Source organism: Ruegeria sp. AM7 (assembly GCF_056535965.1).
Genome location: NZ_JBQFJE010000003.1, coordinates 3,427,399 through 3,449,489, shown reverse-complemented (window position 1 = coordinate 3,449,489; position 22,091 = coordinate 3,427,399). Strand labels below are relative to the sequence as shown.

The 22,091-nt window shown below is 59.4% G+C and carries 21 protein-coding genes; 12 read left to right on the top strand and 9 right to left on the bottom strand.

All coding sequences use genetic code 11. The features are described 5' to 3' along the window. Window positions 1–27: 27 nt before the first annotated feature. The 4 genes from lspA to ACR3EG_RS21130 all read right to left on the bottom strand — a co-directional run bounded on the left by lspA (window position 28) and on the right by ACR3EG_RS21130 (window position 5,192). The gene (gene lspA, locus ACR3EG_RS21145) at window positions 28–498 is read right to left on the bottom strand and encodes a signal peptidase II (RefSeq protein WP_480498302.1); all 471 of its coding nucleotides are present in this window, start codon (window positions 496–498) and stop codon (window positions 28–30) included. Continuing rightward, window positions 498–2,087, bottom strand: a complete 1,590-nt coding sequence (gene purH / locus ACR3EG_RS21140) for a bifunctional phosphoribosylaminoimidazolecarboxamide formyltransferase/IMP cyclohydrolase (protein ID WP_480498304.1) — start codon at window positions 2,085–2,087, stop codon at window positions 498–500. The genes lspA and purH overlap by 1 nt, the downstream gene beginning before the upstream one ends. A gap of 22 nt (window positions 2,088–2,109) precedes the next feature. Then, window positions 2,110–3,846 carry a heparinase II/III family protein gene (locus ACR3EG_RS21135; RefSeq protein ID WP_480498306.1) on the bottom strand — a complete coding sequence of 579 codons (1,737 nt, stop codon included), beginning with the start codon at window positions 3,844–3,846 and terminating at the stop codon, window positions 2,110–2,112. Window positions 3,847–3,935: 89 nt separating this feature from the next. Then, a complete protein-coding gene (locus ACR3EG_RS21130; protein WP_480498308.1) occupies window positions 3,936–5,192 on the bottom strand; it encodes an RsmB/NOP family class I SAM-dependent RNA methyltransferase in 1,257 nt (418 codons plus the stop codon). 89 nt (window positions 5,193–5,281) lie between these two features. Here ACR3EG_RS21130 and ACR3EG_RS21125 point away from each other — a divergent pair, with 89 nt between their 5' ends. Then, on the top strand, window positions 5,282–5,464 hold the full coding sequence (locus ACR3EG_RS21125) for a DUF1674 domain-containing protein (RefSeq protein WP_480498310.1): 183 nt from the start codon (window positions 5,282–5,284) through the stop codon (window positions 5,462–5,464). A gap of 4 nt (window positions 5,465–5,468) precedes the next feature. On the opposite strand, the gene ACR3EG_RS21120 is transcribed toward ACR3EG_RS21125, so the two are convergent. After that, on the bottom strand, window positions 5,469–6,323 hold the full coding sequence (locus tag ACR3EG_RS21120) for a LysR family transcriptional regulator (RefSeq protein WP_480498312.1): 855 nt from the start codon (window positions 6,321–6,323) through the stop codon (window positions 5,469–5,471). 99 nt (window positions 6,324–6,422) lie between these two features. Between ACR3EG_RS21120 and tmpA the strand changes: the two genes are divergently transcribed. Both tmpA and tmpB read left to right on the top strand, forming a co-directional pair. Beyond that, window positions 6,423–7,559, top strand: coding sequence for a 2-trimethylaminoethylphosphonate dioxygenase (gene tmpA, locus ACR3EG_RS21115; protein ID WP_480498313.1), 1,137 nt, complete (start codon window positions 6,423–6,425; stop codon window positions 7,557–7,559). Then, entirely contained in the window at window positions 7,556–8,140 is a 585-nt protein-coding gene (gene tmpB, locus ACR3EG_RS21110) for a (R)-1-hydroxy-2-trimethylaminoethylphosphonate oxygenase (RefSeq protein WP_480498315.1), read from the top strand. Before tmpA ends, tmpB begins: the two co-directional genes overlap by 4 nt. A 9-nt stretch (window positions 8,141–8,149) precedes the next feature. Here tmpB and ACR3EG_RS21105 read toward each other — a convergent pair whose 3' ends face one another. Further along, window positions 8,150–8,824: a DUF2306 domain-containing protein gene (locus ACR3EG_RS21105; protein WP_480498317.1), complete on the bottom strand. Its 675-nt coding sequence runs from the start codon at window positions 8,822–8,824 to the stop codon at window positions 8,150–8,152. A gap of 47 nt (window positions 8,825–8,871) precedes the next feature. Then, on the bottom strand, window positions 8,872–9,681 hold the full coding sequence (gene dapB, locus ACR3EG_RS21100) for a 4-hydroxy-tetrahydrodipicolinate reductase (RefSeq protein WP_480498319.1): 810 nt from the start codon (window positions 9,679–9,681) through the stop codon (window positions 8,872–8,874). 90 nt (window positions 9,682–9,771) lie between these two features. Here dapB and rbfA point away from each other — a divergent pair, with 90 nt between their 5' ends. The 7 genes from rbfA to ACR3EG_RS21065 all read left to right on the top strand — a co-directional run bounded on the left by rbfA (window position 9,772) and on the right by ACR3EG_RS21065 (window position 15,703). After that, window positions 9,772–10,167: a 30S ribosome-binding factor RbfA gene (rbfA, locus tag ACR3EG_RS21095; RefSeq protein ID WP_170353683.1), complete on the top strand. Its 396-nt coding sequence runs from the start codon at window positions 9,772–9,774 to the stop codon at window positions 10,165–10,167. After that, window positions 10,164–10,907 (top strand): phosphodiester glycosidase family protein, encoded by a 744-nt coding sequence (locus ACR3EG_RS21090; RefSeq protein WP_480498321.1) that lies wholly within the window; start codon window positions 10,164–10,166, stop codon window positions 10,905–10,907. The genes rbfA and ACR3EG_RS21090 overlap by 4 nt, the downstream gene beginning before the upstream one ends. A gap of 54 nt (window positions 10,908–10,961) precedes the next feature. Next, window positions 10,962–11,867 (top strand): tRNA pseudouridine(55) synthase TruB, encoded by a 906-nt coding sequence (truB, locus tag ACR3EG_RS21085; protein ID WP_480498323.1) that lies wholly within the window; start codon window positions 10,962–10,964, stop codon window positions 11,865–11,867. 20 nt (window positions 11,868–11,887) lie between these two features. After that, window positions 11,888–12,391 (top strand): DUF1643 domain-containing protein, encoded by a 504-nt coding sequence (locus ACR3EG_RS21080; RefSeq protein ID WP_480498325.1) that lies wholly within the window; start codon window positions 11,888–11,890, stop codon window positions 12,389–12,391. 95 nt (window positions 12,392–12,486) lie between these two features. Then, complete coding sequence (locus ACR3EG_RS21075; protein ID WP_480498327.1) at window positions 12,487–13,515, top strand: calcium-binding protein; 1,029 nt, start codon at window positions 12,487–12,489, stop codon at window positions 13,513–13,515. A gap of 146 nt (window positions 13,516–13,661) precedes the next feature. Then, entirely contained in the window at window positions 13,662–13,931 is a 270-nt protein-coding gene (gene rpsO, locus ACR3EG_RS21070; protein ID WP_039528663.1) for a 30S ribosomal protein S15, read from the top strand. A gap of 275 nt (window positions 13,932–14,206) precedes the next feature. Next, window positions 14,207–15,703, top strand: coding sequence for an EF-hand domain-containing protein (locus ACR3EG_RS21065; protein WP_480498329.1), 1,497 nt, complete (start codon window positions 14,207–14,209; stop codon window positions 15,701–15,703). A gap of 63 nt (window positions 15,704–15,766) precedes the next feature. Here ACR3EG_RS21065 and ACR3EG_RS21060 read toward each other — a convergent pair whose 3' ends face one another. Continuing rightward, window positions 15,767–17,368: a BCCT family transporter gene (locus tag ACR3EG_RS21060; protein ID WP_480498331.1), complete on the bottom strand. Its 1,602-nt coding sequence runs from the start codon at window positions 17,366–17,368 to the stop codon at window positions 15,767–15,769. A gap of 254 nt (window positions 17,369–17,622) precedes the next feature. Between ACR3EG_RS21060 and ACR3EG_RS21055 the strand changes: the two genes are divergently transcribed. Further along, window positions 17,623–18,492, top strand: coding sequence for a hypothetical protein (locus tag ACR3EG_RS21055; protein WP_480498333.1), 870 nt, complete (start codon window positions 17,623–17,625; stop codon window positions 18,490–18,492). 207 nt (window positions 18,493–18,699) lie between these two features. After that, on the top strand, window positions 18,700–20,847 hold the full coding sequence (gene pnp, locus ACR3EG_RS21050; RefSeq protein WP_480498335.1) for a polyribonucleotide nucleotidyltransferase: 2,148 nt from the start codon (window positions 18,700–18,702) through the stop codon (window positions 20,845–20,847). 135 nt (window positions 20,848–20,982) lie between these two features. Here pnp and ACR3EG_RS21045 read toward each other — a convergent pair whose 3' ends face one another. Then, window positions 20,983–21,801: an outer membrane protein gene (locus tag ACR3EG_RS21045; RefSeq protein WP_480498337.1), complete on the bottom strand. Its 819-nt coding sequence runs from the start codon at window positions 21,799–21,801 to the stop codon at window positions 20,983–20,985. Window positions 21,802–22,091: the final 290 nt, after the last annotated feature.

Below are 22,091 nucleotides of genomic sequence, written 5' to 3'. Positions count from 1 at the left end.
GCGTTTTAACGCATATCGACGAGCGCGTCACGAGGGCTTTTTGCTGTCGAACAGCACCAGCCCTAAGGCCCCCGCAAAAATGAACACGTCGGCAAGGTTGAAAACAAATGGGTTGTTGATACCGCAACATGACATGTTCAGGAAATCGAGAACAAAGCCATAAAGCACACGGTCAACAACATTGCCCAGCGCTCCGCCGATCAGCAAACCGCCGCAGAACAGCATCAGCTTTGATGGTGCAGAGCGCATCAGCCAGATCAACACAGCAACCGAGATCGCAACGGACACGCCGATCAGCACCCAGCGTGCCGCGTCGCTGTTGCCCTGAAACAGGCCGAAATTGATGCCCCGATTCTCGCCGTATTTGAACACCAGTAAGGGCGGCAGTACGTCGATATCGCCCTCAGCCACGCGCATGACGTGGACGACCAGATATTTGCTGATCTGGTCGATCGCAAACGCCGCAAGCGCAGCCCAAAGCAGAAGGCGGTACCGCATCAGTGACGGAAGTGCCGCATACCGGTGAAGACCATGGCCAGACCGGCCTCGTCCGCCGCTGCGATCACTTCGTCGTCTCGCATGGAGCCACCCGGCTGGATCACACAGGTGGCGCCGGCCTCAGCGGCCTCCATCAGACCGTCGGGGAAGGGGAAGAACGCGTCCGAGGCCACAGCCGAGCCGATGGTCAGCGGTTGCGGCAGCCCCAGCACATCGGCCATACGTTCGGCTTTCTTGGCGGCGATCAGCGCCGAGTCCACGCGGCTCATCTGCCCGGCACCTACCCCCACAGTCGCGCCATCCTTGACGTAGACGATGGCGTTGGATTTGACGTGTTTCGCCACTTTCCAAGCAAACAGCAAATCGCGCATTTGTTCATCAGTTGGCGCTTTCTTGGTGACAACCTTCAGGTCATCCATGCCGACAAAGCCATTGTCCTTGTCCTGCACAAGCAGGCCACCGGCCACTTGACGGACGGTCTTGCCACCTGCGGTCACATCCGGCAGCCCTTCGGTCGTCAGCAGGCGCAGGTTCTTCTTGGCGGCGAAAATCGCCTTGGCCTCATCCGACGCACCCGGAGCAATCACGACCTCAGTGAAAATCCCGGTGATTTCCTGCGCGGTTTCCGCATCCAACGGCTGGTTCAGCGCCACGATCCCACCAAAGGCCGAGGTGCGGTCGCAGTCGAACGCCGCCTTATATGCGTCGATCAGCGTGGCACCTGTCGCCACACCGCAGGGGTTAGCGTGTTTGATGATGGCACAGGCCGCACCTTTCGCCGGGTCGAATTCAGCCGCCAGTTCAAAGGCTGCATCGGTGTCGTTGATGTTGTTGTAGCTGAGTTCCTTGCCCTGATGCTGCACCGCCGTGGCAACGCCGGGCCGGTTGGTGCCGTCGGTGTAGAAAGCCGCCTTTTGGTGGCTGTTCTCGCCATAGCGCAGGGTCTGTTTCAGCTCACCCGCAAAGGCGCGGCGTTTGGGGGCATCAAGCTCCAGCGCGTCGGCCAGCCAGTTCGACACAGCCGTGTCATAAGCGGCGGTGCGGGCATAGGCTTTTTGCGCCAGTTTGCGGCGGAATTTCGGGCAGGTCGACCCATTGTGCTGATCCATGTCGCCCAGCAGTTTGGTGTAATCCTCGACATCCACGACCACATTCACAAAGGCATGGTTCTTTGCTGCCGCGCGGATCATCGCAGGGCCGCCAATGTCGATATTCTCGACACATTCGTCATATCCAGCCCCCTTCGCCACGGTCGCCTCGAACGGGTAGAGGTTCACCACCAGCAGGTCGATCGCGCTAATCCCGTGCTCGGTCATCGCGGCCACATGGGTGTCGTTATCACGCAGCGCCAGCAGCCCGCCATGCACCATCGGGTGCAGGGTCTTGACCCGGCCGTCCATCATTTCGGGAAAACCGGTGATCTCGCTGACGTCTTTCACGTCCAGCCCCGCCTCGCGCAGCGCCTTTGCGGTGCCGCCGGTTGACAACAACTCAACTCCGCGCTCGGCCAGCGCCTTGCCCAGATCGATCAATCCGGTCTTATCGGATACGGAAAGCAGCGCGCGGCGCACGGGGTGAAGGTCGGTCATGGGTCCAAAGGTCCTTTTGGCGTCAGTCGAAATCGGGCTCGTCCCGGTGCACATCGCGCACGGCATAGGCTGTATCCTGTGCCTTGCTCAACGTCCACCGAATGCGCGTCGCATACTCCATTGCGCGGCCAGATAGAACGATCTGTTTTGTCGCGCGCGGCTTTAGACGCCCTTTTTCAAGATAAACGCTTGGTTCGACATCCAGTTTTGCCAACCCATCATGACGAAACACCCAGATCTCACCGCTTTTGAGCGCCATCGACACCGCCGCACCGCCCAAATCCAGCGCCGCATCAACGTCGGGATGCAGGTGGAATCTGATATCGAATCCGATGCCCTGCAGGCTCGAGGCGTTCATCGCCTTGTCGAATTGCCGTTTTGCCCGGTCATCCGACGTCAGCAGAATATCCTCGCAAACCAGTTCGCGCCCGTCAAAGCGCAGTTCGAACGTACGGGCGTGGGTGAGGCCGAACACTTTCGAATAGCCATCATGCCCGGCCATGAACTTCGCACCTTCAAAGGATTCTTCGAATTCGTTCGGAACATCAGTCGGTGCATCGACCAGGGCTTCGGCTCCTCGGTGGTCAGGGCTGGTCAGGCGGGCGCTGGAATAGCCATCAAGGCACAACGTTGAATGCGACGGGGTTGCCCGTCCTGCCCGGCGCCATTCCGCGCCGAAGGTTTCCCCTGATCCGCAATTCACGATCAGGGGGCGTCGGCCCGAGGTCAGTTCGAAAGCCAAGGTTGAGGCATGCGCGTTATACGACGCTGGCCCCTTGGGCGGCGCGCTGGCATCTACGATTACACTGGTTCGCGCCGCATAAAGGCGCGCGTAGCCCATCGACAGGCCAGTGGCGTGATGTGGCCGCACGCCACTTTGTGCCAGAGCCTGATCCAGACGTCCTTCCAGCCCGCGCCCACCCCCATGAAACCGCGCAAGTCCCCCGTCCGAGTGCCGCAGGCAGCGCAGTGTGGGGGCCATCCGCTTGATCGCTCCCGCCTGTGCGCCGGGCGTCCCCCTGCCCAGCTCGCTGAGTGCTGCGGATGTCCAAGCCAGCAACGTGAAAACCTCAAGCAATTCTTCTGGATTGCGGGTCAGCAAACCACCCTTGGGGTCAATCTGACTGTCACATTCCCGCGCCAAAGCGCGCAGGGCCGGGTCTGCCATATGTTCAAGACCATCCAGCGCCAGACCGGCCTGAACCAAACCCGCCAAAGCTTCGAACCGCGGCAATCCCGGCGTGGCGGCTTTCCAGCGCTTGGACAGAAACCAAGTCTGCTGCGACAAAGCCCGAAAAAACTGCTGGCGCTGTTTTTCATCCGTACCACGTAACAGAAAGGCAGAGTGGTTGACCCAGCGCATCACACGACGCCCGGTCAGATCAGGCGCCCAGCCGGGACCATGACCGCGCCCATGTGCCGCAATCCAACCCCAGACCCAGCGCTGCGCCTTCTCGCGCGCACGCATGTCGCCAACAGCCGCCAGATCATCAAGCCATGCAAACCCGTGCCGTTCATTGTCGAAACCGGTACTTGGGGCAGTGACATCCCATAGCTCGGTATCCTGCGCCTCGACCAGAAAACCTGCAAACAGAAGGTTTCCGGCGACCAGCTGTCGACCCCGGGCAAACGCGCCAATCGTCCGGGGTTCGGGCTCGCCCACAAAACCACTGACGGGTTTGCGCCGCTGACTGAGCCGCGCGTAGAGGCGGTTTTGAAACCGCGTCCACCGGTTTGCCATGGTATCCTTGTTTGACATGCCGCCCGCTAATCTGCCCTGTGCGCTCTGCTGGCGCCTAAGCGCAACGATAAACCGCGTCGCGCGTCATGTCATCGAAAAGCGTCGCATCAGGCAGATTTGTTCAGGCACGCGATATAGAAACCATCCATACCACCCCGATCCGCCCAATAGTCAGGCCGCAGGCGCAGGCCACCTTCTTCGGTGATCCAATCCTTGTCGACCCCAGCAATGTCCAGCGCCTCGCGCTCGACCTTCATGTCCGGGAAAAGACCCATCGCTTCTTCGATCTGAACCTCACCCTCGTCCGGCAGCAGGGAGCAGGTGCAGTAAACCAGCCGCCCGCCGGGTCTAAGCAGGCCCCAAGCATGGGCCAGCATCTGCGCCTGCAATTCGATCAATCCGCCAAATTCGGAGCCGTCCTTGGCAAAGGGCAGGTCCGGGTGGCGGCGGATGGTACCGGTTGCCGAACAGGGCGCGTCCAACAGGATCGCATCGTATTGGCCCTGATGCTCTAGCGCGTCACCAGCGATGACCTTGGCTTTCAGCCCCGTTCGTTGGAGATTCTCGCGCACACGTTCTAATCGAGAATCCGACACATCAAGCGCTGTCACCTTCGCTCCGGCCGCGGCAATCTGCATGGTTTTCCCACCGGGGGCCGCGCAGAGGTCCAGTATGTTCTCTCCGGCCTTCGGTGCAAGCACCTGAACGGGGATAGCTGCAGCAGCATCCTGTACCCACCAATCGCCATTGTCGAACCCCGGCAAGGTCGAGACCTGCCCCGCATCCTGCACCCGTCGCGAGCCCGTAGGCAGCGCCTCACCGGGACCATCGGCGCCGGGTTTGACGGTGATATCCAGCGGCGCGCCTGCGAAATGCGCCTGTTCCATTCCGGTGATGGCATCAGGGCCCCAAGCCATGGTCAGCGGGTCGCGCAGCCATTCGGGCAGTCGAGGAACGCGCATCTTGGGCCATGCCTCGGGCCCTTCAGCGGCCACCTTGCGCAGCACCGCGTTCACCAGACCCTTGAGGCGGCCATGTTTGCGCGACCGACCGACAATCTCGACCATCGAATTCACCACACCATGCGCGGCCTCTCCGTGGCACAACTCAACCGCGCCAAGACGCAGAGCATTGTGGACGGTCAGCGCGGGCGTGCGATTCAGGTGGTTGTCCAGCAGACGGTCGGCGCGTTCCAGCCCGCGCAGGGTTTCCAGCGTCAGGCGCTGTGCGCGGGCGCGGTCTTCGCGGTCCAGCCGGTCCAAGGCACCTGCGGCCAGACATTCGGACAGCAGACGCCCCTCGCCCAATATCTGATCCAGCAGATAGATCGCGCTGCGCCGCGCGGCTGTTGCGTTGTCGGACATGGAACCGCCTCTGATTTGACCCGCGCCCGCATTGCCAAACGCGGACGGGGGCGTATATCAAGCCATGGAACGGAAAGGAACCCGATCTCATGAGCGACGACCGCACAGACCTGCCGCCCGCCGCCCAACGCGCTCTGGCCGAGGCCGAGGACCGCCGCCGCAAGGCCGCAGCCGAGGCGAAAGAGCAGCCCAAGGAACTGGGTGGCCGCGACGGCCCCGACCCCGCCCGCTATGGTGATTGGGAAAAGAAGGGCATCGCAATCGACTTCTGATCACTCAACCCCGCAGCGCGGCCAGGAAATCGGCAATCAACGCGCGTTGTTTTTTGGATTTCGCCCGATCCTCGGGCCATGTCAGCCAATAGCCGTCTTTCGTGTTCAGCGCGGGCAGGTCCAGACGCCGCAAGCGCCCGGCCTGCAGATCGGCCTGCGCCAGAGGTTCGGACCCCAGCGCCACCCCCAGCCCCTGCCGCGCCGCCGACAAGGCGTGTTCCATCGAATCAAAGCTGATCCCCGAGGGCGGCAGATCGTCATGGCCAGTCTTGCGCGCCCAATCACGCCAGGCGGGCCGCTCCCCCCGCAGGTCGATCAGGGGGGCTCCCCACTCCACGCCCGGCGCGGCCATGGGCACCAGCACCTCGGGCGCGATCCGCTTCGCCTCACGCCCCGGCCACGTGCCGCGCCCGTAACGGATCTGCAGCCATGTGCGTTCTTCGTCCAGCGACAAGCGCCGAGCGATTGAATCCGTCATCACCCGCACTTTGGGACGCAGTTGCTGAAACCGGGGGATCGCCGGCACCACAAGCGCATGGATACCGGAGGACAGCCCCGCCACGCGCAGCTCACGCGGGGCTTTGCCGAACAAATCCTCGGTGTTGCGCTCCAGCGCCTGCAAACTGTCCTGCACCAGCGGCAAATAGCTTTCGCCTTCGACGGTCAGCGACACGCCGCGCGCCTCACGCACAAACAGGGTCCGGCCCAGCCACGATTCCAGATTTGCGATCCGCTGGCTCACCGCCGCCTGTGTCAGCCCGAATTCCCGGGCCGCCGCAGAGAACCCGCCCAGCCGACCGGCAGCTTCGAACACGCGCAACCAGTCCAGAGGCGGCAATCCGATCTTTTTCCGAGCCATAAGATTTTCCTGCTCTCAGTCGCAATAAGGTTTAATTGTGTTAATGCCACGAGGGGCGTATCTCCTCAACCATAGCCCGCGCCGAACAGGAGAGACCCCATGCTGCGCACCGCCACTCACACCACCCAGATCGTGACTGTTGAATTTGCCGATGGCACACAAGCGCGTTTTCACGCCATCTGGCTGCGCGACAATGCGCTGGACCCCGACACCCGCGCGCCGGGCAATGGTCAGCGCCTGATCACCATCGGGGACATTCCCGCCGATCTTTCGGTCAGCGCGGCCGAAATCGTGAACGGAGACCTGAGCGTCACCTTCCAGCCCGAAGGCAAGACGGTGACCTTCCCCGCCCCCTGGCTGGCCGATCACATCTATGACCGCGATCCGGCACAACAGATGGGCCGCATCGCCCCCGGCCTCACCACTTGGGACAGCACTCTGACCCCGCCCAGCGCGGATTGGAGCGCAGTCCACGCCGACCCCGCCGCCAAGCGCGACTGGCTGGCCGCCGTGACAGAGTTCGGCTTTGCCAAGCTGACCGGTGGCCCGACCGAACCGGAATCGCTGCTGCAGGTGGCCGATCTATTCGGCTATGTGCGCGAAACCAACTACGGCCCCTATTTCGAGGTCCGGACCGAGGTGAACCCGACCAACCTTGCCTATACCGGGCTGGGGCTGCAGGCCCATACCGACAACCCCTATCGCGATCCGGTGCCGACGCTGCAGATTCTGTATTGTCTGGAAAACAGCGCTGCGGGCGGCGATTCCATCGTGGTGGACGGCTTCCGCGCCGCCGAAAAGCTGCGCGATCAGAACCCCGACGGCTTTGCCCTGCTGGCCGGATACCCGGCGCGGTTCGAATACAAGGGCGAAGACGGCGTCTGCCTGCGGTCCCGTCGCCCGATGGTCGAACTGTCACCGGATGGCGAATTGGTCAGCATCCGGTTCAACAACCGCTCCTCTGCGCCCTTCGTAGACATCCCGTTTGACCGGATGGAGGCGTACTATGCCGCCTATCGTCAACTGGGTGACATCATCGACGACCCGGCCATGGGTGTGTCCTTCAAACTGGAACCGGGTGAGAGCTTCATCGTCGACAACACCCGTGTCCTGCACGCGCGGCTCGGCTATTCCGGTACGGGGTCGCGCTGGCTGCAGGGGTGCTATGCCGACAAGGATGGGCTGCTGTCCACACTGGCCGCGATGGAGATGGCGCAACCGGAGGCGGCGGAATGAAACCCGATTTCTCGACCCTGACCCGCGACAATATCGTGGCGTTCATCGGTGATATCTTCGACCGCCGCGGTGGCGAAGAATATCTCGGCGAACCCGTCACCATGGCCGAGCACATGCTGCAAGGCGCAACCATCGCGGAACAAAATGGCCAGCCTGAAGAAATCATCATCGGCGCCCTGCTGCACGATATCGGGCATTTCACATCCGAGTTTGGCACCTATCATCCCGACGACACCGAAGATCGCCATCATGAGGACGCTGGCGCAGAGGTGTTGGAGCAGTTCTTCCCCTCGGTCATCACCGATTGCTGCCGCTATCACGTGGCGGCCAAACGATATCTGTGTGCCACCAAGCCCGAATATTTCGACCGGCTGTCGGCAGCCTCAGTTCATACGCTGGAATTGCAGGGTGGCCCCATGAGCGCCGAGGAGGTGGCCGCATTCGAAGCAAACCCCAACCTGAAAGAGATCATTCAGGTCCGCTACCTGGACGAGGCCGGTAAGCGCGCCGACATGGAAACCCCTGATTTCGCGCATTTCGCCCCGATGATACAGCGGATGGTCGATCGCCATTTGGGCTAGGTCCAAGTGTCAAGCGACTGAGGGCAAACGTCCTGCATGGTTTGCGCGCCGCGCGTTGATCCAAACCTGCACAGCCAGTAAGTAAGGCAAGAAAAAAGCAAAATTCTGGATCAGATCGAACGGGCCCGAGAAATCGGGCTCGGACCCTGCCCCTCCGGTCAGCAGATACCATAGCGTGTAGTGCACACGGTAGAGCCACGACCCCAAGGCCAGCCAGAACAGCCGCAGGCCCCAGGTCCAGTGGCCCGCACGGTTACGGGTCAGCGCCATGCGGGCCACCATCAGCCCAGCAGTGAACAGGCACAGACCATAGAGGAAAAAGGCTGCCGACATGACCGGGCCTCCGATCGTGCCGCGCAGGGGGATATAGGTCATCCCGGCCAAACCCGTGATCAGAGCAAGCGTGACTAGCACTCGGCCCAGAATGCGATGGAAACGAGTGTATTTCTGTCGCAAGCCCGGCAGCACTTGCAACGGAACAAGCGCAACCAATACGGTCCCGGCGAATATGTGCACCAGCATGGCCGTATTGCCGACGCCCTGCCCGTCTGCAAACAAATAGCTTTGCTGCGCCGCGTCTTCAGACAGCCCGACACGGATCATGCTAAAACCATGTACCACGAAAGGCAGCAGCGTCAGATAGAACACCACCAGCAGCAGGCCCAGAACTGCGCGAGATTTCACGGTTCGCATAAGCTGACCATAGCGCCACTGGTCTCTGCGTCTATGGCTCAGAGGCCCAGCACATCCACCATGTCATACTGACCCGGCGTTTTTCCCTGCCCCCACAGTGCCGCTTTCAGCGCGCCACGGGCGAATATCGCGCGGTCAGTGGCCAGATGGCGCAGCACGATACGCTCTCCCGGCGCGGCGAATAAGACATCGTGCTCGCCCACGATGTCTCCACCGCGAACGGCGTGAAAACCGATATCACCCCGTTTGCGCGCCCCGGTGATGCCATCGCGGCCCCGGTCGGATACGTCAGCCAAGTTGACCCCGCGCCCCTCGGCGGCGGCCTCACCCAGCATCAGCGCCGTGCCCGAGGGCGCATCGACCTTGTGGTGGTGGTGGCCCTCGATGACCTCGATATCGAAATCCTCGTCCAGTGCGGCGGCGACCTTTTTGGTCAGCTGCACCAGCAGGTTGACCCCAAGGCTCATATTGCCGGCCCGCACGATCACCGCGTGGCGCGACGCAGGCTCCAGCGCCGCAATCTGTTCATCCGTCATGCCCGTAGTGCCGATTACGTGCACGCAACGTGCCTGCGCAGCCAGCGCGGCGAACTCCAGCGTTGCCTCGGGCGCGGTGAAGTCGATCACCGCCTGCGCCTGCGCAAATGCCTCAAGCGGATCATCGGTAACTGTGACGCCCAGCGCGGGGCCACCCATGGCGGTTCCCACGTCCTCGCCGATCCAGTCATGGCCCGCGCGCTCGACCACACCGACCAGACGCGCCTGATCACTGTCCGTCACTGTCTTGATCAGCATCTGCCCCATACGGCCCGAAGCCCCTGTGATGACGATCCCCGGAATATGGGTCATGGCTTGCTTCCCTCATTGCAATCGGCTCAAAGCCTCCTACCCGGTTCGCGCCCGCTTGGCAAAGGTGGGATTTGGGCTTAGATCGAAGTCATGGCAAAGAACAAATTCCACGATGGCCCCGGCCCGTCCCAACGACAGCTGCGTGTCGGCGAACTGATCCGCCGCACCCTGTCCGAGGTTCTGGCGCGCGGAGATGTCCACGATCCCGACCTGAACCGCATGTCAATCACTGTGGGTGAGGTGCGCACCTCACCTGATCTGAAGATCGCCACCGCCTATGTTCTGCCCTTGGGCGGTAAAGGCCAAGAGGACGTGATCGAGCTGCTGGCCCGCAATAAGGGCGAATTGCGGCGTATGATCGGCAAGAAGCTGAACCTGAAGTTTTCACCCGATCTGCGGTTCCGTCTGGATGACACGTTCGACCGTCTGGACGACACCCGCCGCATGTTCGAACAGGACGCGGTGCGCCGCGATCTGGACGAGTGATCCGCACGCTGGCCACATTGGGCGCGTTCCTGTGGGCCGCGCAGGCTGGCGCGGTGAGCTGTGAGAAAGTCACCCACGACGACAAGCGCTATACTGTTTGCGAAGTGGACGCCGGCAATGAAGACCTGCGCTTATTTCTGAACGACGACAATGGCGACCTTTTGGGGCATTTCTCCTCGGTAAATGAGGCGTTGGCTCCCGGCGGTGAACGTCTGGCCTTTGCGATGAATGCGGGCATGTATCACGACGATCGTTCGCCCGTGGGTCATTATGTCGAGGACGGGCAGGAACAGATGCGCGTCATTTCAAACCCCGGCCCCGGCAATTTCGGCCTTCTACCCAATGGGGTATTCTGCATCCGCGAGGGCCGCGCTGATGTGTTCGAAACGCTGGACTATGTCGATCAAGCGCCCAACTGCCGCTTTGCCACCCAATCCGGCCCCATGCTGGTGATCGACGGAGAGCTGCACCCGCGCTTCCTGCCCGACTCGACCTCTCTGTTTGTGCGCAACGGGGTGGGCACCAGCGAGGATGGCACCCGCGCGGTATTTGTGATCTCGGACGACTACGTCACCTTCTACGAGTTTGGCAGCCTGTTTCGGGACGTGCTGAAAACGCCCAACGCGCTGTTCTTCGACGGCAATATCTCGCGCATGTATGACCGGGCCGAGGGCCGCTCGGATATCGGGTTCTCGCTGGGGCCGATCGTGGGTGTGGTCGAAAGCGCACCCGTAAATTGACAGCGCCCATGTGATCCGCTACCCCGCGCGCCTTAGCATGAATCAAGGTGTGATATGGGACGCAAACGCAAGGGCCGCGACATTTCCGGTTGGCTGGTGGTGGACAAGCCTGCGGGCATGACCTCAACCGCTGTGGTCAACAAGGTGCGGTGGGCGATGGACGCGAAAAAGGCAGGCCATGCGGGCACGCTGGATCCCGAGGCAACCGGCGTTCTGGCCGTGGCTTTGGGTGAGGCGACCAAGACCGTTCCCTACATCACCGACGCGTTGAAAGCCTACACCTTCACCGTGCGTCTGGGTCAGGCCACCAACACCGACGATGCCGAGGGCGAGGTGATTGCGCAAAGCGATGCGCGCCCTTCGGATGACGATATCAAACAGGCGCTGGCCCCGTTTCTGGGCGACATCATGCAGGTGCCGCCCAAGTTCTCCGCCGTGAAAATCGACGGCCAGCGCGCCTATAAACTGGCCCGCGATGGCGAGGATGTGGAACTGTCTGCCCGGCCCCTGTGGGTTGAGGAACTGATCCTTGTGGACCGTCCCGACGCCGATCACGTGATGCTTGAGATGACCTGCGGCAAAGGCGGCTATGTCCGCTCCATCGCCCGCGATCTGGGTGCCGCTTTGGGATGCCACGGCCATGTCAAAGAGCTGCGTCGCATCTGGTCCGGCCCGTTTGAGGTCGAAGATGGCTTGTCCATCGACCAGATCGACGAGATGGCCAAGACCGAGGCGCTGGACGCGTATCTGCACCCGCTGGAAACCGGCCTCGCCGACCTGCCCGAGCTGAAATGCACGCCCGAGGGCGCCACCCGCCTGCGCAATGGCAATCCGGGCATGGTGCTGGCTAGCGACGTGGAATATGGCGACGAGGCTTGGGCCTCGCTCGAAGGCAAAGCCGTAGCAGTGGGCATTTATAAATCCGGCGAATTGCACCCCAGCCGGGTGTTCGTCGTCTGAAACCCGTGTTAGGCGGGGGCATGATCACCCGAACGCATACCAAGGGCGATGCGCCCTCGACCGCCGTCTATTCCGATTGCGAGATGTATCGCTATAGCTTGACCCGCGTCTGGGATGCAGGCGGGCGCAAGGCGCTGTTTGTGATGCTGAACCCCTCCACCGCGACCGAGGTACAGAACGACCCCACGGTTGAGCGCTGCGAACGCCGCGCGCGGGCGCTGGGGTTTGGCGCGTTTCAGGTGACGAATATCTTTGCCTGGCGCGACACCGACCCCCGCAAGATGCGCGCCGCCGCCGATCCGGTGGGCCCTGCAAATGACGCCGCCATTCTGGACGGTGTCGAATGGGCCGATCAGGTCATCGCCGCATGGGGCACCCATGGCGCACATCTGGATCGCGGCCCGGCGGTCGAAGCGCTGCTGCGCGGCACCGGCCAGCCGCTGTTCCATCTGGGGCTGACCAAGGCGGGGCATCCAAAGCACCCTCTGTACATCGCCTATACCCAGCAGCCCGAACCGTGGTGACAAACAGTTAACCACGAGTCCAACCTGCCTTTGACCAAAGCCTTACGAAAATAGGATAAATCATCCTCGGAGAACTGCGTTCACGGAGGGTTGCCATGTTCTTGATCGGACTACTCGGTCTGGCCGCCATGGGCGGTGCGGCCTATGCAATCAGCGATGTGTTTGAGCCCGAGGAAGAGGTCGAAGAGGACGACATCCAAGAAGACGAACCCACCGATCTGTCCGAGGGCAACCTGCTGGACGTGGATGAGAATGCTGACGCCCCTGAAACCTCGGAAATCTCGACCGGAACGGTGCTTTCGGAGCAGGACGGCAATCTGATCATTGCCGGGTCCGAAGATACCGACCTTCTGACCGGGCAGGACGGCGACGATCAGATCAACGGGTATGAAGGCGACGACACCATCATCGGCGGCGCGGGCGAAGATGTGCTGCACGGCGGCAAAGGGGATGACATTATCACGGGCGGCCTTGATGACGACGTGCTGCATGGTGAGGACGGCGACGACCAGCTTTCTGGTGATCAGGGCGACGACACGCTGTTTGGTCATTTCGGTGATGACACCCTGACAGGCGGCGATGGCGAGGACGAGCTTTACGGCGGGCAGGACGATGACACTCTGACCGGGGATGCGGGCGATGATGCGCTGCATGGGGGATATGGGGACGATCATCTTGACGGTGGCGCAGGTGAGGACGTTCTGTTTGGTGGCGATGGCGATGACGTGCTGACCGGGCAGGATGGCGCGGATGAGGATGCGGTTGATTTCCTCAATGGCGGCGCAGGAGATGACACGATTCTGGCCGAAAGCGGGGATATCGTCACCGGCGGCGAAGGCGAGGATGACATCGTGATCACGCCCGAAGAAGATGACGCCGCCGTCACTGTCATGGACTTCCAACCGGGTGAGGACAAGCTGCTGATCTCGTGGGAGGGTGAGGAAGACCCCGACATTCAGATCAAACCGGATACCGAGGATGACAGTCTGACCAACGTCACGATCAACGGCCAGACCATTGCTCAGCTGCTAAAGGCCGAGGGGCTGACCCCCGATGATATCCAGCTGATCGCCGAAGGAGATCTGGCGCAGCTGAACGCACTGGGTCAAATGACACAGGGCTGAGCGTCACAGAATCTCTTTGCCATTTCCCCCAATACCGCCTATACGCGCGCATCCGCATCGGAATCGGTGCGGTTTTCTCCATGGGCCTGTGCTGGACGACATCCCGGCCTGCGCCATCAACTTTAACCTTTTACAAGGAGACCCCGATGTCGATTACTGCCGCTGAAAAAGCACGCGTCATGAAAGAATTCGCAACCAAAGAAGGCGACACCGGTTCGCCTGAAGTCCAGGTTGCTATCCTGACCTCGCGCATCACCACCCTGACCGAGCACTTCAAGACCCACAAAAAAGACAACCACGGTCGTCGTGGTCTGCTGAAAATGGTCGCCCAGCGCCGTAAACTGCTGGACTACCTGAAAGGCAAGGAAGAGGCCCGTTATCAGGACCTGATCAAAAAGCTGGGCATCCGCCGCTAAGCGCTTTTTGTGCCAGATTTGAAACCGGTTGCCCGGTTTAACGCTCGCCAGCTTGGCGGGCGTTTTTTTTGCTTCTTGTCTTGGGCAACTACTGAATCGGATACGAGTGACACCCGTTCAAAATTACTAACCATTGATTAACCATTTTCATGTGACGATACAGGTTTATAGACTGAGACTAAAAAAAATTTACCAAATTTAAAGCCGATGTTTTTTCAGGATTAAATCTTATGAAAAATTTTAAATTTCTTTGCTCTGTCGTTTTGGCAAGCGCAATGGCTCAGAGTGTTGCCGCCCAATCAGAAGAGCCAAAAGTTTCGCAATTGGATCTGACACAAAAGACCATTGATCAGATCACTCGAGATCCAAGAGGTTTTACCGAACAGACAATTCGACAACTGTTCCAATATGCGCCCAGTGGCGAGCTGACCCGCGAAGCCATAGAAGTTCACGCTGCTATGAATGAGGCTGGACGCCGCGCAAATCTTTTGCGAAACGTTCTGGCCTTTGATTTGGATGCCGATATGGCGATTTCTGCCGCCGAAATCGAACGACAAACGCCTTTTCTGAACGCCAACCAATCGGTATTGCTCCAGACTGTCCTTGCAACATCGGACCGGGACCGCGACGGAAGCCTGTCGCTGACCGAGCTTTGGCAAAATGCGATGTCATCGTCACTGCCGTCTCCGAAGACGCAGCACCGGATCGAAGCTGTACTGCAGTTCGATGCGAACAAAGACGGCAAAGTCACACCGGATGAAATCGCAATTGTCGTGGAACAAATCGCCAACGCCGAAGTTTCCCCAAACCTCATCCCGCCAGCAAACATTCGCGGGCAACAGGCACAACCGGCACAATTGTGCGAATTTCCCAAACCAACTGCCAACGCAGAGATCATTCTGCTCGGTGGGTATGAAGGTTATGCCATATCAAACGTCGCGGTCGCCGGGTTGGACCGGGAAACTTCGGCTGCAGAAATTCATATCGAGGACGGCGAAACACCGCTTTACATTCTGGCCACCACGTTCGACCCGATCGTTTGGAAAGTCACCGGCGACACGGACCGGGTAGAACGGTTTGTCGCGCCACGGGGTGCACGCGGCGTAGGTGTCGCCGGTCTGAAAAAGGACGTTTTGCATTTTGAGCCCGGCAAAAGATGTTTGCCCAAATATTTCAGAGACAGCGCTTCAGGCGACGCCATCGCTGCCAAAGGGATGGTGTCATCAAAACTGAAACGAAATATTGACCATGTGTTCGGCTTTGGAAAACTTGGCGAAATTCGGTTGCCATCCGGTCAGCATACAGGCGTCAAGTCGGGCTCAGGCAGTTCTAATGGGCTGACGATTGTGAAGAACAGCAGGCGCTATTTGGTGACGGATGAAGGCGTTCAGGTGCTGGACCCGCCGGACACGAAACAGGCTGGCAGTTTAGAACGCAAACTGCAGAAGATGTTACTGCGTTATTATCCGGGTGGCATTGTGGAATTTGACCCGGATGGGGTTTTGGCTTCGACCGAAGCAATACCGTATGACGTGTTGCCGCAACAAGCCGGACTGCTGCAATTGGCAAAGCAGGGCGCACTGACTCAGACGCCCGACGGCTATTTCAAGATCGTCGAGCCAATCCCAAGATTTCCTGCGGGACTCAACGGAGGGCACAGCGTTCGCTTCATAATTTCGACTGGCGTGCCAATGCCTGGCGGTTCTCCTGGGCACTCCACCGTGATCATGGAGGAGGATGGAACTTGCGTTGCTGGCCACCGATGCCCGTGACATCTCAGGTTCAATAAAACGCCCGCCTTTTGGCGGGCGTTTCACTTGCAAAAGGTCTGATACCTACATCTTCGCCCTTTCCGACTTCAGTGCCAGCCACAAGCAGTAGCACATCATCAGAACGACCAGCGTGAACGGGATACCGGTTGACACCGCCGCGCCCTGCAGGGCCGACAGTCCACCGCCCAGCAACAGAGCAATCGCAACCAGACCTTCAAGCGTACACCAGAATACGCGCTGGATCACTGGCGCATCCATCTTGCCGCCCGCCGTGATCGTGTCGATCACCAGCGAGCCAGAGTCCGACGAGGTGACAAAGAACACCACGATCAGAACCAGTGCGATGGGGGCCACGATCGAATACAACGGCAACTCTTTCAGGAAACCGAACAGTGCGCCTTCGGGGGCATAGCTGTCGATCACCGTGGCGCGGACGCCTTCTGCGCCGCCTGCGTTCAGCATGTCGATAGCCGCTCCGCCAAAGGTCGACATCCAAAGCGCGCAGACTGCAGTAGGTGCCAGCAGCGCACACAGGATGAACTCGCGCACCGTGCGACCCTTGGAGATGCGGGCGATGAACATGCCCACGAACGGAGACCACGCAATCCACCACGCCCAGTAGAAGGTCGTCCAACCGTGGAAGTAACTGGTATCTTCACGCCCGAACGGGTTGGACAAGGCCGGTAGGTGCGTCACGTAATCCACCATGACGTTGAAATACCGCGCAATGGCGGTTCCGACACCGGTGACAACGATCACAAACAGGAACAGGCCAACGGCCATGATCATATTGATCTCACTCAGCCGTTTGACACCCGCATCCATGCCCATCAGGACCGAGCCCAGAGCGATCAGCGTGATGCCGATGATCAGCAGGACCGTGACGGTCGGACTGGGTTCGATGCCGAACACCTCATTCAACCCGGCTGCAACCTGCTGCGCACCCAGACCCAGGGATGTGGTCAGGCCGAACAGCGTGGCAAACACCGCCAAAGTATCGATGATGTGACCCCACCAGCCCCAGACGCGTTCGCCGAGGATCGGGTAGAAGGCCGACCGTAGGGTCAACGGCAGGTCCAGATTATAGGCAAAGATCGCAAGGCTCAGGCCCACAGCAGCGTAAACTGCCCAGCCTTCCAGACCCCAGTGGTGGATCGTACCCACAACGCCCGCGTATTCATTGCCCGGCACAGCGATATCAATGCCCAGCGGTACGGCGTTGCCGCCCTCGGCGAAGTTGTAATAAACCGGCTCCATCACGCCAAAAAACAGCAGGCCGATACCAATACCGGCCGCGAACATCATCGCGATCCATCCGGCATAGGAATAGTCTGGCTTGGCGTCCTTGCCGCCGATCCGCACACTGCCCACAGGCAGAACGATCAACACCAGACAGAACAAGGTTATGGCGTCTACCGACAAGACAAGGAACCAGTCAAACGTGCTGGTTAGCCATGGCCTGAGCCACCCAAAAAACGTTGCGGCTGCCTCTTGGTTGGCCAGAGCGATCAGGACGAACGCAAAGATCAGGATGCTTGAGATCAAAAAGACCGGATTGTGTATATCCAGACCGAACGGGCGAACGTTGTCCTGCCCCAATTCGTATTCTGTTTCAAAGTCATAGATCCTTGGATCGGGATCCAGCATTTTCTTGGTTTGAGCCATTCGAAGCCCCTCTGTCCGCTAGGTGCAAACGCCAAGGTAGTCGGTCGGCTGACGGACAAGAATATTGTACCCCCTTGGCGTCGTTCCGTCTTTTCGACCGCGGGTTCAGTGCTAACAGCCTACACTGCAATCACTTTTTCGCAAAACGCATTCGTATTTAAGAATGTTATTGATGCCAGAGCGACCTTGCAAAACGCTCTCCCTCTAGTAGATTTCTACCCATATAGTTTTTTGATTTTAATAGGTTTTACCCCATGACGCTGATCTTTAAGTCTTTGCTGCTGTCGGTCCCCTTAACGTTGCGCATGATCTTTCCGGTGTTAATAGTGTTCGTTTTGTCCGTTCCCGTTTGGTTTGGTCTTGGCATCATGACCCTCGGACTTTCCCAGTATATCAGCGAAGGCATCACAACCGCTTTCATCAGTATGATTGGCATTCGCGCCGCTCTGGCTTTGACCGGCGATCGGCACCGTACAGATTTCAAGAACCTAATCGCTTTTGCAATCTTGTATGGTTTGTTTTTCATCGCCGTTTTGGCCGTGATGAATGTGATCACAAGCTACGCGGCGGTCGGATTTTCCCTATGGAAAATTGGCGAGCCCTTGTCATTGTCAGCGCTTAAGTCTTTCACCGAAGACGAACTGTTCGCCTTTGGTATCTACACGCTGCTTGGCAAGATTGTTGTGTCTACGATTACCGTATCAGCGGTCTACGCTCTGATGGCCGTTCCATTGGCAAACGCGGCCCGAGCTGCCGGGCATGGTTTTGCCAGCCCCGGATTCTTCAGTGGTTTCGGACGCAGTTTCATCCCCCTGTTTTGCGTCTTCTTCTTGTCTATCTTTCCGATCTTCTACTTTGAACTGTTGTCCTTGCTTTACGCGCTGCTTCCCCTGATCTTGTCCGTGATCTCTTTGATTTTCACCCTAACCCTGCCGCCATTTGAGCTTGAGCTCATTCTTAAGGGGGTTGCGTCACTGGCAGCACTGCTCTGGCTTAACGCCTGGATCTGGTCGATCACGGCTTTGGCTCTTTTGAAGTTCGACGACAAAAATGCCCAGCGTTCGCGCCAAGAAGACAGATCGACGGATCTGCAAGCTTTGCGGAAATCCCGCCAGAGGTATTAAACGGGCTTAGCTTAGTTGCGGCAAGGCAATGCCTTTGTGCGGTTTCCCTTCCCTTCGTGCGCAATCTCATGTATGCGCGCGGGTATCTGAGACGTTGTGCCCTGACCCTGGCACTCGAATGGAAGATAAATGGGGTCGGCGGCAATGGGGCCGCCATGCAAACCGGAGACCCGCAGGGGCGGGAGTGCTCCGTTCTAGGATACGCATATGTTTGATGTAACGAAGAAATCAATGCAGTGGGGCGAAGAGACGCTGACACTGGAAACCGGCAAGGTTGCCCGTCAGGCCGACGGCAGCGTGATTGCCACGCTGGGCGAAACCAGCGTCATGGCAAACGTGACCTTTGCACGGGCGCAAAAACCCGGTCAGGACTTTTTCCCGCTGACCGTCCACTATCAGGAAAAATACTATGCCGCCGGTAAGGTTCCGGGCGGCTTCTTCAAGCGCGAGGCGCGCCCGACCGAGAAAGAGACGCTGACCGCGCGTCTGATCGACCGTCCGATCCGCCCGCTGTTTGTTGACGGCTTCAAAAACGAAGTGCTGGTGATGTGCACCGTGCTGAGCCACGATCTGGTCAACGATCCCGACATCGTCGCGATGATCGCGGCTTCGGCTGCTCTGACCATTTCCGGCGCGCCCTTCATGGGCCCGATAGCCGGTGCCCGTGTTGGTTTCGAAGACGGTGAATACGTGCTGAACCCGACCGTCGACGACATGCAGGACCTGCGCCTGAACCCTGAACAGCGTCTGGATCTGGTTGTTGCCGGCACCAAAGACGCCGTGATGATGGTGGAATCGGAAGCTTACGAGCTGTCCGAGGCCGAAATGCTGGGCGCGGTGAACTTCGCGCACGCGCAGATTCAGCCGGTCATCGACTTGATCATCTCGCTGGCCGAAGACGCCGCGAAAGAGCCGTTTGACTTCCAGGCCCCCGACTATTCGGAGCTGTACGCCGCAGTCAAAGCCGCTGGTGAAGAGCAGATGCGCGCCGCCTTCGCGATCACCGACAAGCAAGAGCGTACCGCCGCTGTTGCCGCTGCCCGTGAAGCGATCAAGGAAGCGCTGACCGAAGAACAGCTGGAAGACGGCAACCTCGGTTCTGCGATGAAAAAGCTGGAAGCTGGCATTCTGCGAGGCGACGTCGTCAAAGGCGGCAAGCGGATCGACGGTCGTTCGACCACCGATATCCGTTCGATCGTTGCAGAAACCTCGATGCTGCCGCGGACCCATGGTTCGGCCCTGTTCACCCGTGGTGAAACGCAGGCGCTGGCCGTGACCACGCTGGGCACCGGTGATGATGAGCAGTTCATCGACGCGCTGCATGGCAATTTCAAATCGAACTTCCTGCTGCACTACAACTTCCCTCCGTATTCGGTTGGTGAAGTTGGCCGCGTTGGTGGCCCCGGCCGTCGTGAGATCGGCCACGGAAAGCTGGCATGGCGCGCCCTGCAGGCGGTTCTGCCTGCGGCGACCGACTTCCCCTACACGATCCGTATCGTGTCCGAGATCACCGAATCCAATGGATCGTCTTCGATGGCGTCGGTCTGCGGCGGTTCGCTGTCGATGATGGATGCGGGCGTTCCGCTGAAAGCACCGGTTGCCGGTGTGGCCATGGGTCTGATCCTGGAAGATGACGGCGATTATGCCATCCTGTCCGACATTCTGGGTGACGAAGACCACCTGGGCGACATGGACTTCAAAGTGGCAGGTACCGAAAACGGCATCACCTCGCTGCAGATGGACATCAAGGTTGCGGGCATCACGCCCGAGATCATGGAGAAAGCCCTGGCGCAAGCCAAGGACGGCCGGATGCATATCCTGGGTGAGATGGGCAAAGCCCTGTCCGAGACCAACGAATTCTCGGTCCACGCGCCGCGCATCGAGACCATGAACATCCCCACCGACAAGATCCGCGAAGTGATCGGCTCGGGCGGTAAGGTCATCCGCGAAATCGTCGAGGTTTCGGGTGCCAAGGTCGACATCAACGACGACGGCGTGATCAAGATCGCCTCGCCGGACGGAGAGTCGATCCAGAAGGCCTATGACATGATCTATTCGATCGTGGCCGAGCCGGAAGAAGGTCAGGTCTACACCGGTAAAGTGGTCAAGATCGTCGACTTTGGCGCCTTCGTGAACTTCTTTGGCAAGCGCGACGGTCTGGTCCACGTGTCCCAGATCGAAAACCGCCGCCTGAACCATCCCTCGGATGTTCTGAAGGAAGGTCAGGAAGTAAAGGTCAAGCTGCTGGGCTTTGACGACCGCGGCAAGGTGCGCCTGTCGATGAAAGTGGTCGATCAGGAAACCGGTGAAGAGATCGTTCCCGAAAAGAAAGAAAAGAAAGAAGACGCGGAATAATCCATCGCTCTTTCCCATGATGAAGGCCCCGGTGGAAACGCCGGGGCCTTTTTCGGTATGGGCAACAACGTTTCTCCCCTACCGTTTCCAGGACGCATGTCTGAAACCCCGCAGTCGCGAAGGTCGTGCACTTGCTTATTGAATGAAATACTTGATGCCAAAATATGGCCCATGCTGGTCGACGTCATAGGCAAATTCTCCGGAACTCAGCGTGTCACTGTAGTCGACGCTAAAATACCGATATCCAAAAGTAAGCGCCGTGTTTTCCCACGGCTGATAGTCGAATCCAACATTCGCGCCAATTTGGAGGTCGTTACCCCCTGTACCGAAGCCGCCAAGCTCAACCGATGCAATTCCGGTCCATTTTTGGTTCAGCCGCCACATGCCACGTGCGCCAAAGACAGGTTCGATCCAATTCTGATCCCCGCCTAACACAGGTGGGCTTACCGGACCTGGGTTTGTCAGCTCAATTTCCTGGCGAATAGAGTTGTATCGCAGCCCGCCCTGCAGGTCGATTGCATAGCGTTTCTTGCTGTCACCATATGTGCCGTCCATGACCCGGAACGCGCCAAGAACACTAAACCACTTTTGGCGTACATCGACATCAAGGCGCGCGCCCAAAGGGCTGGGCAATGTGGTATCCTGCTCTATGCCGACATAGTTGGCGTCAACTATAATCCCAAAGTTCCCATTCCATGCCTCATACCGGCCCGAAGCCGCGAACTCGAGCACGTCCAGCACGTCTCCGATATCCAGATCAAGCTCTACTGATTGCCCCGCAACAGTGGATGTCCCGGTGGTACGCAGGGGTGCAAACAGGAAGACCGAAGCCGCGTGTCGCCACCCCCTCTCATCCTGCCCCAGTCGGGGCAAAGATTGAGCGCGAGCAGGCGCAGGTGTTGAGACTAGGGCCGTCGCAAGCGCCACGGCAACGAGTAATTGCAGATGTTGCATGGAAGTTTCCTTGGAATTTAGCCGCTTTTAGCTTTCAAACCGCTGTTCGACTCTGGTGCCCAGATTGTCGGGCAATCAGAAGCGCACCCGATCATTGCCGCTTCGCAAACGGCAACACCGGGGCCGTTAGTTTTGCCACCCTGAGGATGATAACCAACCGACCAAGTGCCCGCTTTCCAGAAGCTGAGTGCCTTGAGCTCTATTCTGGCCGAGCTCCTGCCACCAAGCGGCGAGCAATCATCTAAACCACACGGTTGTGGGCGATCGAGACGGCGGCGGCCAGTGTGCCA

Bases quoted from the DNA above. Each gene is read 5' to 3' on its own strand.
- purH (WP_480498304.1), bottom strand. From the start codon at position 2,087: ATGACCGACCTTCACCCCGTGCGCCGCGCGCTGCTTTCCGTATCCGAT.
- ACR3EG_RS21045 (WP_480498337.1), bottom strand. From the start codon at position 21,801: ATGCAACATCTGCAATTACTCGTTGCCGTGGCGCTTGCGACGGCCCTA.
- rpsO (WP_039528663.1), top strand. From the start codon at position 13,662: ATGTCGATTACTGCCGCTGAAAAAGCACGCGTCATGAAAGAATTCGCA.
- tmpB (WP_480498315.1), top strand. From the start codon at position 7,556: ATGAAACCCGATTTCTCGACCCTGACCCGCGACAATATCGTGGCGTTC.
- ACR3EG_RS21055 (WP_480498333.1), top strand. From the start codon at position 17,623: ATGACGCTGATCTTTAAGTCTTTGCTGCTGTCGGTCCCCTTAACGTTG.
- dapB (WP_480498319.1), bottom strand. From the start codon at position 9,681: ATGACCCATATTCCGGGGATCGTCATCACAGGGGCTTCGGGCCGTATG.
- ACR3EG_RS21135 (WP_480498306.1), bottom strand. From the start codon at position 3,846: ATGTCAAACAAGGATACCATGGCAAACCGGTGGACGCGGTTTCAAAAC.
- ACR3EG_RS21130 (WP_480498308.1), bottom strand. From the start codon at position 5,192: ATGTCCGACAACGCAACAGCCGCGCGGCGCAGCGCGATCTATCTGCTG.
- ACR3EG_RS21125 (WP_480498310.1), top strand. From the start codon at position 5,282: ATGAGCGACGACCGCACAGACCTGCCGCCCGCCGCCCAACGCGCTCTG.
- ACR3EG_RS21080 (WP_480498325.1), top strand. From the start codon at position 11,888: ATGATCACCCGAACGCATACCAAGGGCGATGCGCCCTCGACCGCCGTC.
- pnp (WP_480498335.1), top strand. From the start codon at position 18,700: ATGTTTGATGTAACGAAGAAATCAATGCAGTGGGGCGAAGAGACGCTG.
- ACR3EG_RS21065 (WP_480498329.1), top strand. From the start codon at position 14,207: ATGGCTCAGAGTGTTGCCGCCCAATCAGAAGAGCCAAAAGTTTCGCAA.
- ACR3EG_RS21075 (WP_480498327.1), top strand. From the start codon at position 12,487: ATGTTCTTGATCGGACTACTCGGTCTGGCCGCCATGGGCGGTGCGGCC.
- ACR3EG_RS21120 (WP_480498312.1), bottom strand. From the start codon at position 6,323: ATGGCTCGGAAAAAGATCGGATTGCCGCCTCTGGACTGGTTGCGCGTG.
- rbfA (WP_170353683.1), top strand. From the start codon at position 9,772: ATGGCAAAGAACAAATTCCACGATGGCCCCGGCCCGTCCCAACGACAG.
- tmpA (WP_480498313.1), top strand. From the start codon at position 6,423: ATGCTGCGCACCGCCACTCACACCACCCAGATCGTGACTGTTGAATTT.
- ACR3EG_RS21060 (WP_480498331.1), bottom strand. From the start codon at position 17,368: ATGGCTCAAACCAAGAAAATGCTGGATCCCGATCCAAGGATCTATGAC.
- truB (WP_480498323.1), top strand. From the start codon at position 10,962: ATGGGACGCAAACGCAAGGGCCGCGACATTTCCGGTTGGCTGGTGGTG.
- lspA (WP_480498302.1), bottom strand. From the start codon at position 498: ATGCGGTACCGCCTTCTGCTTTGGGCTGCGCTTGCGGCGTTTGCGATC.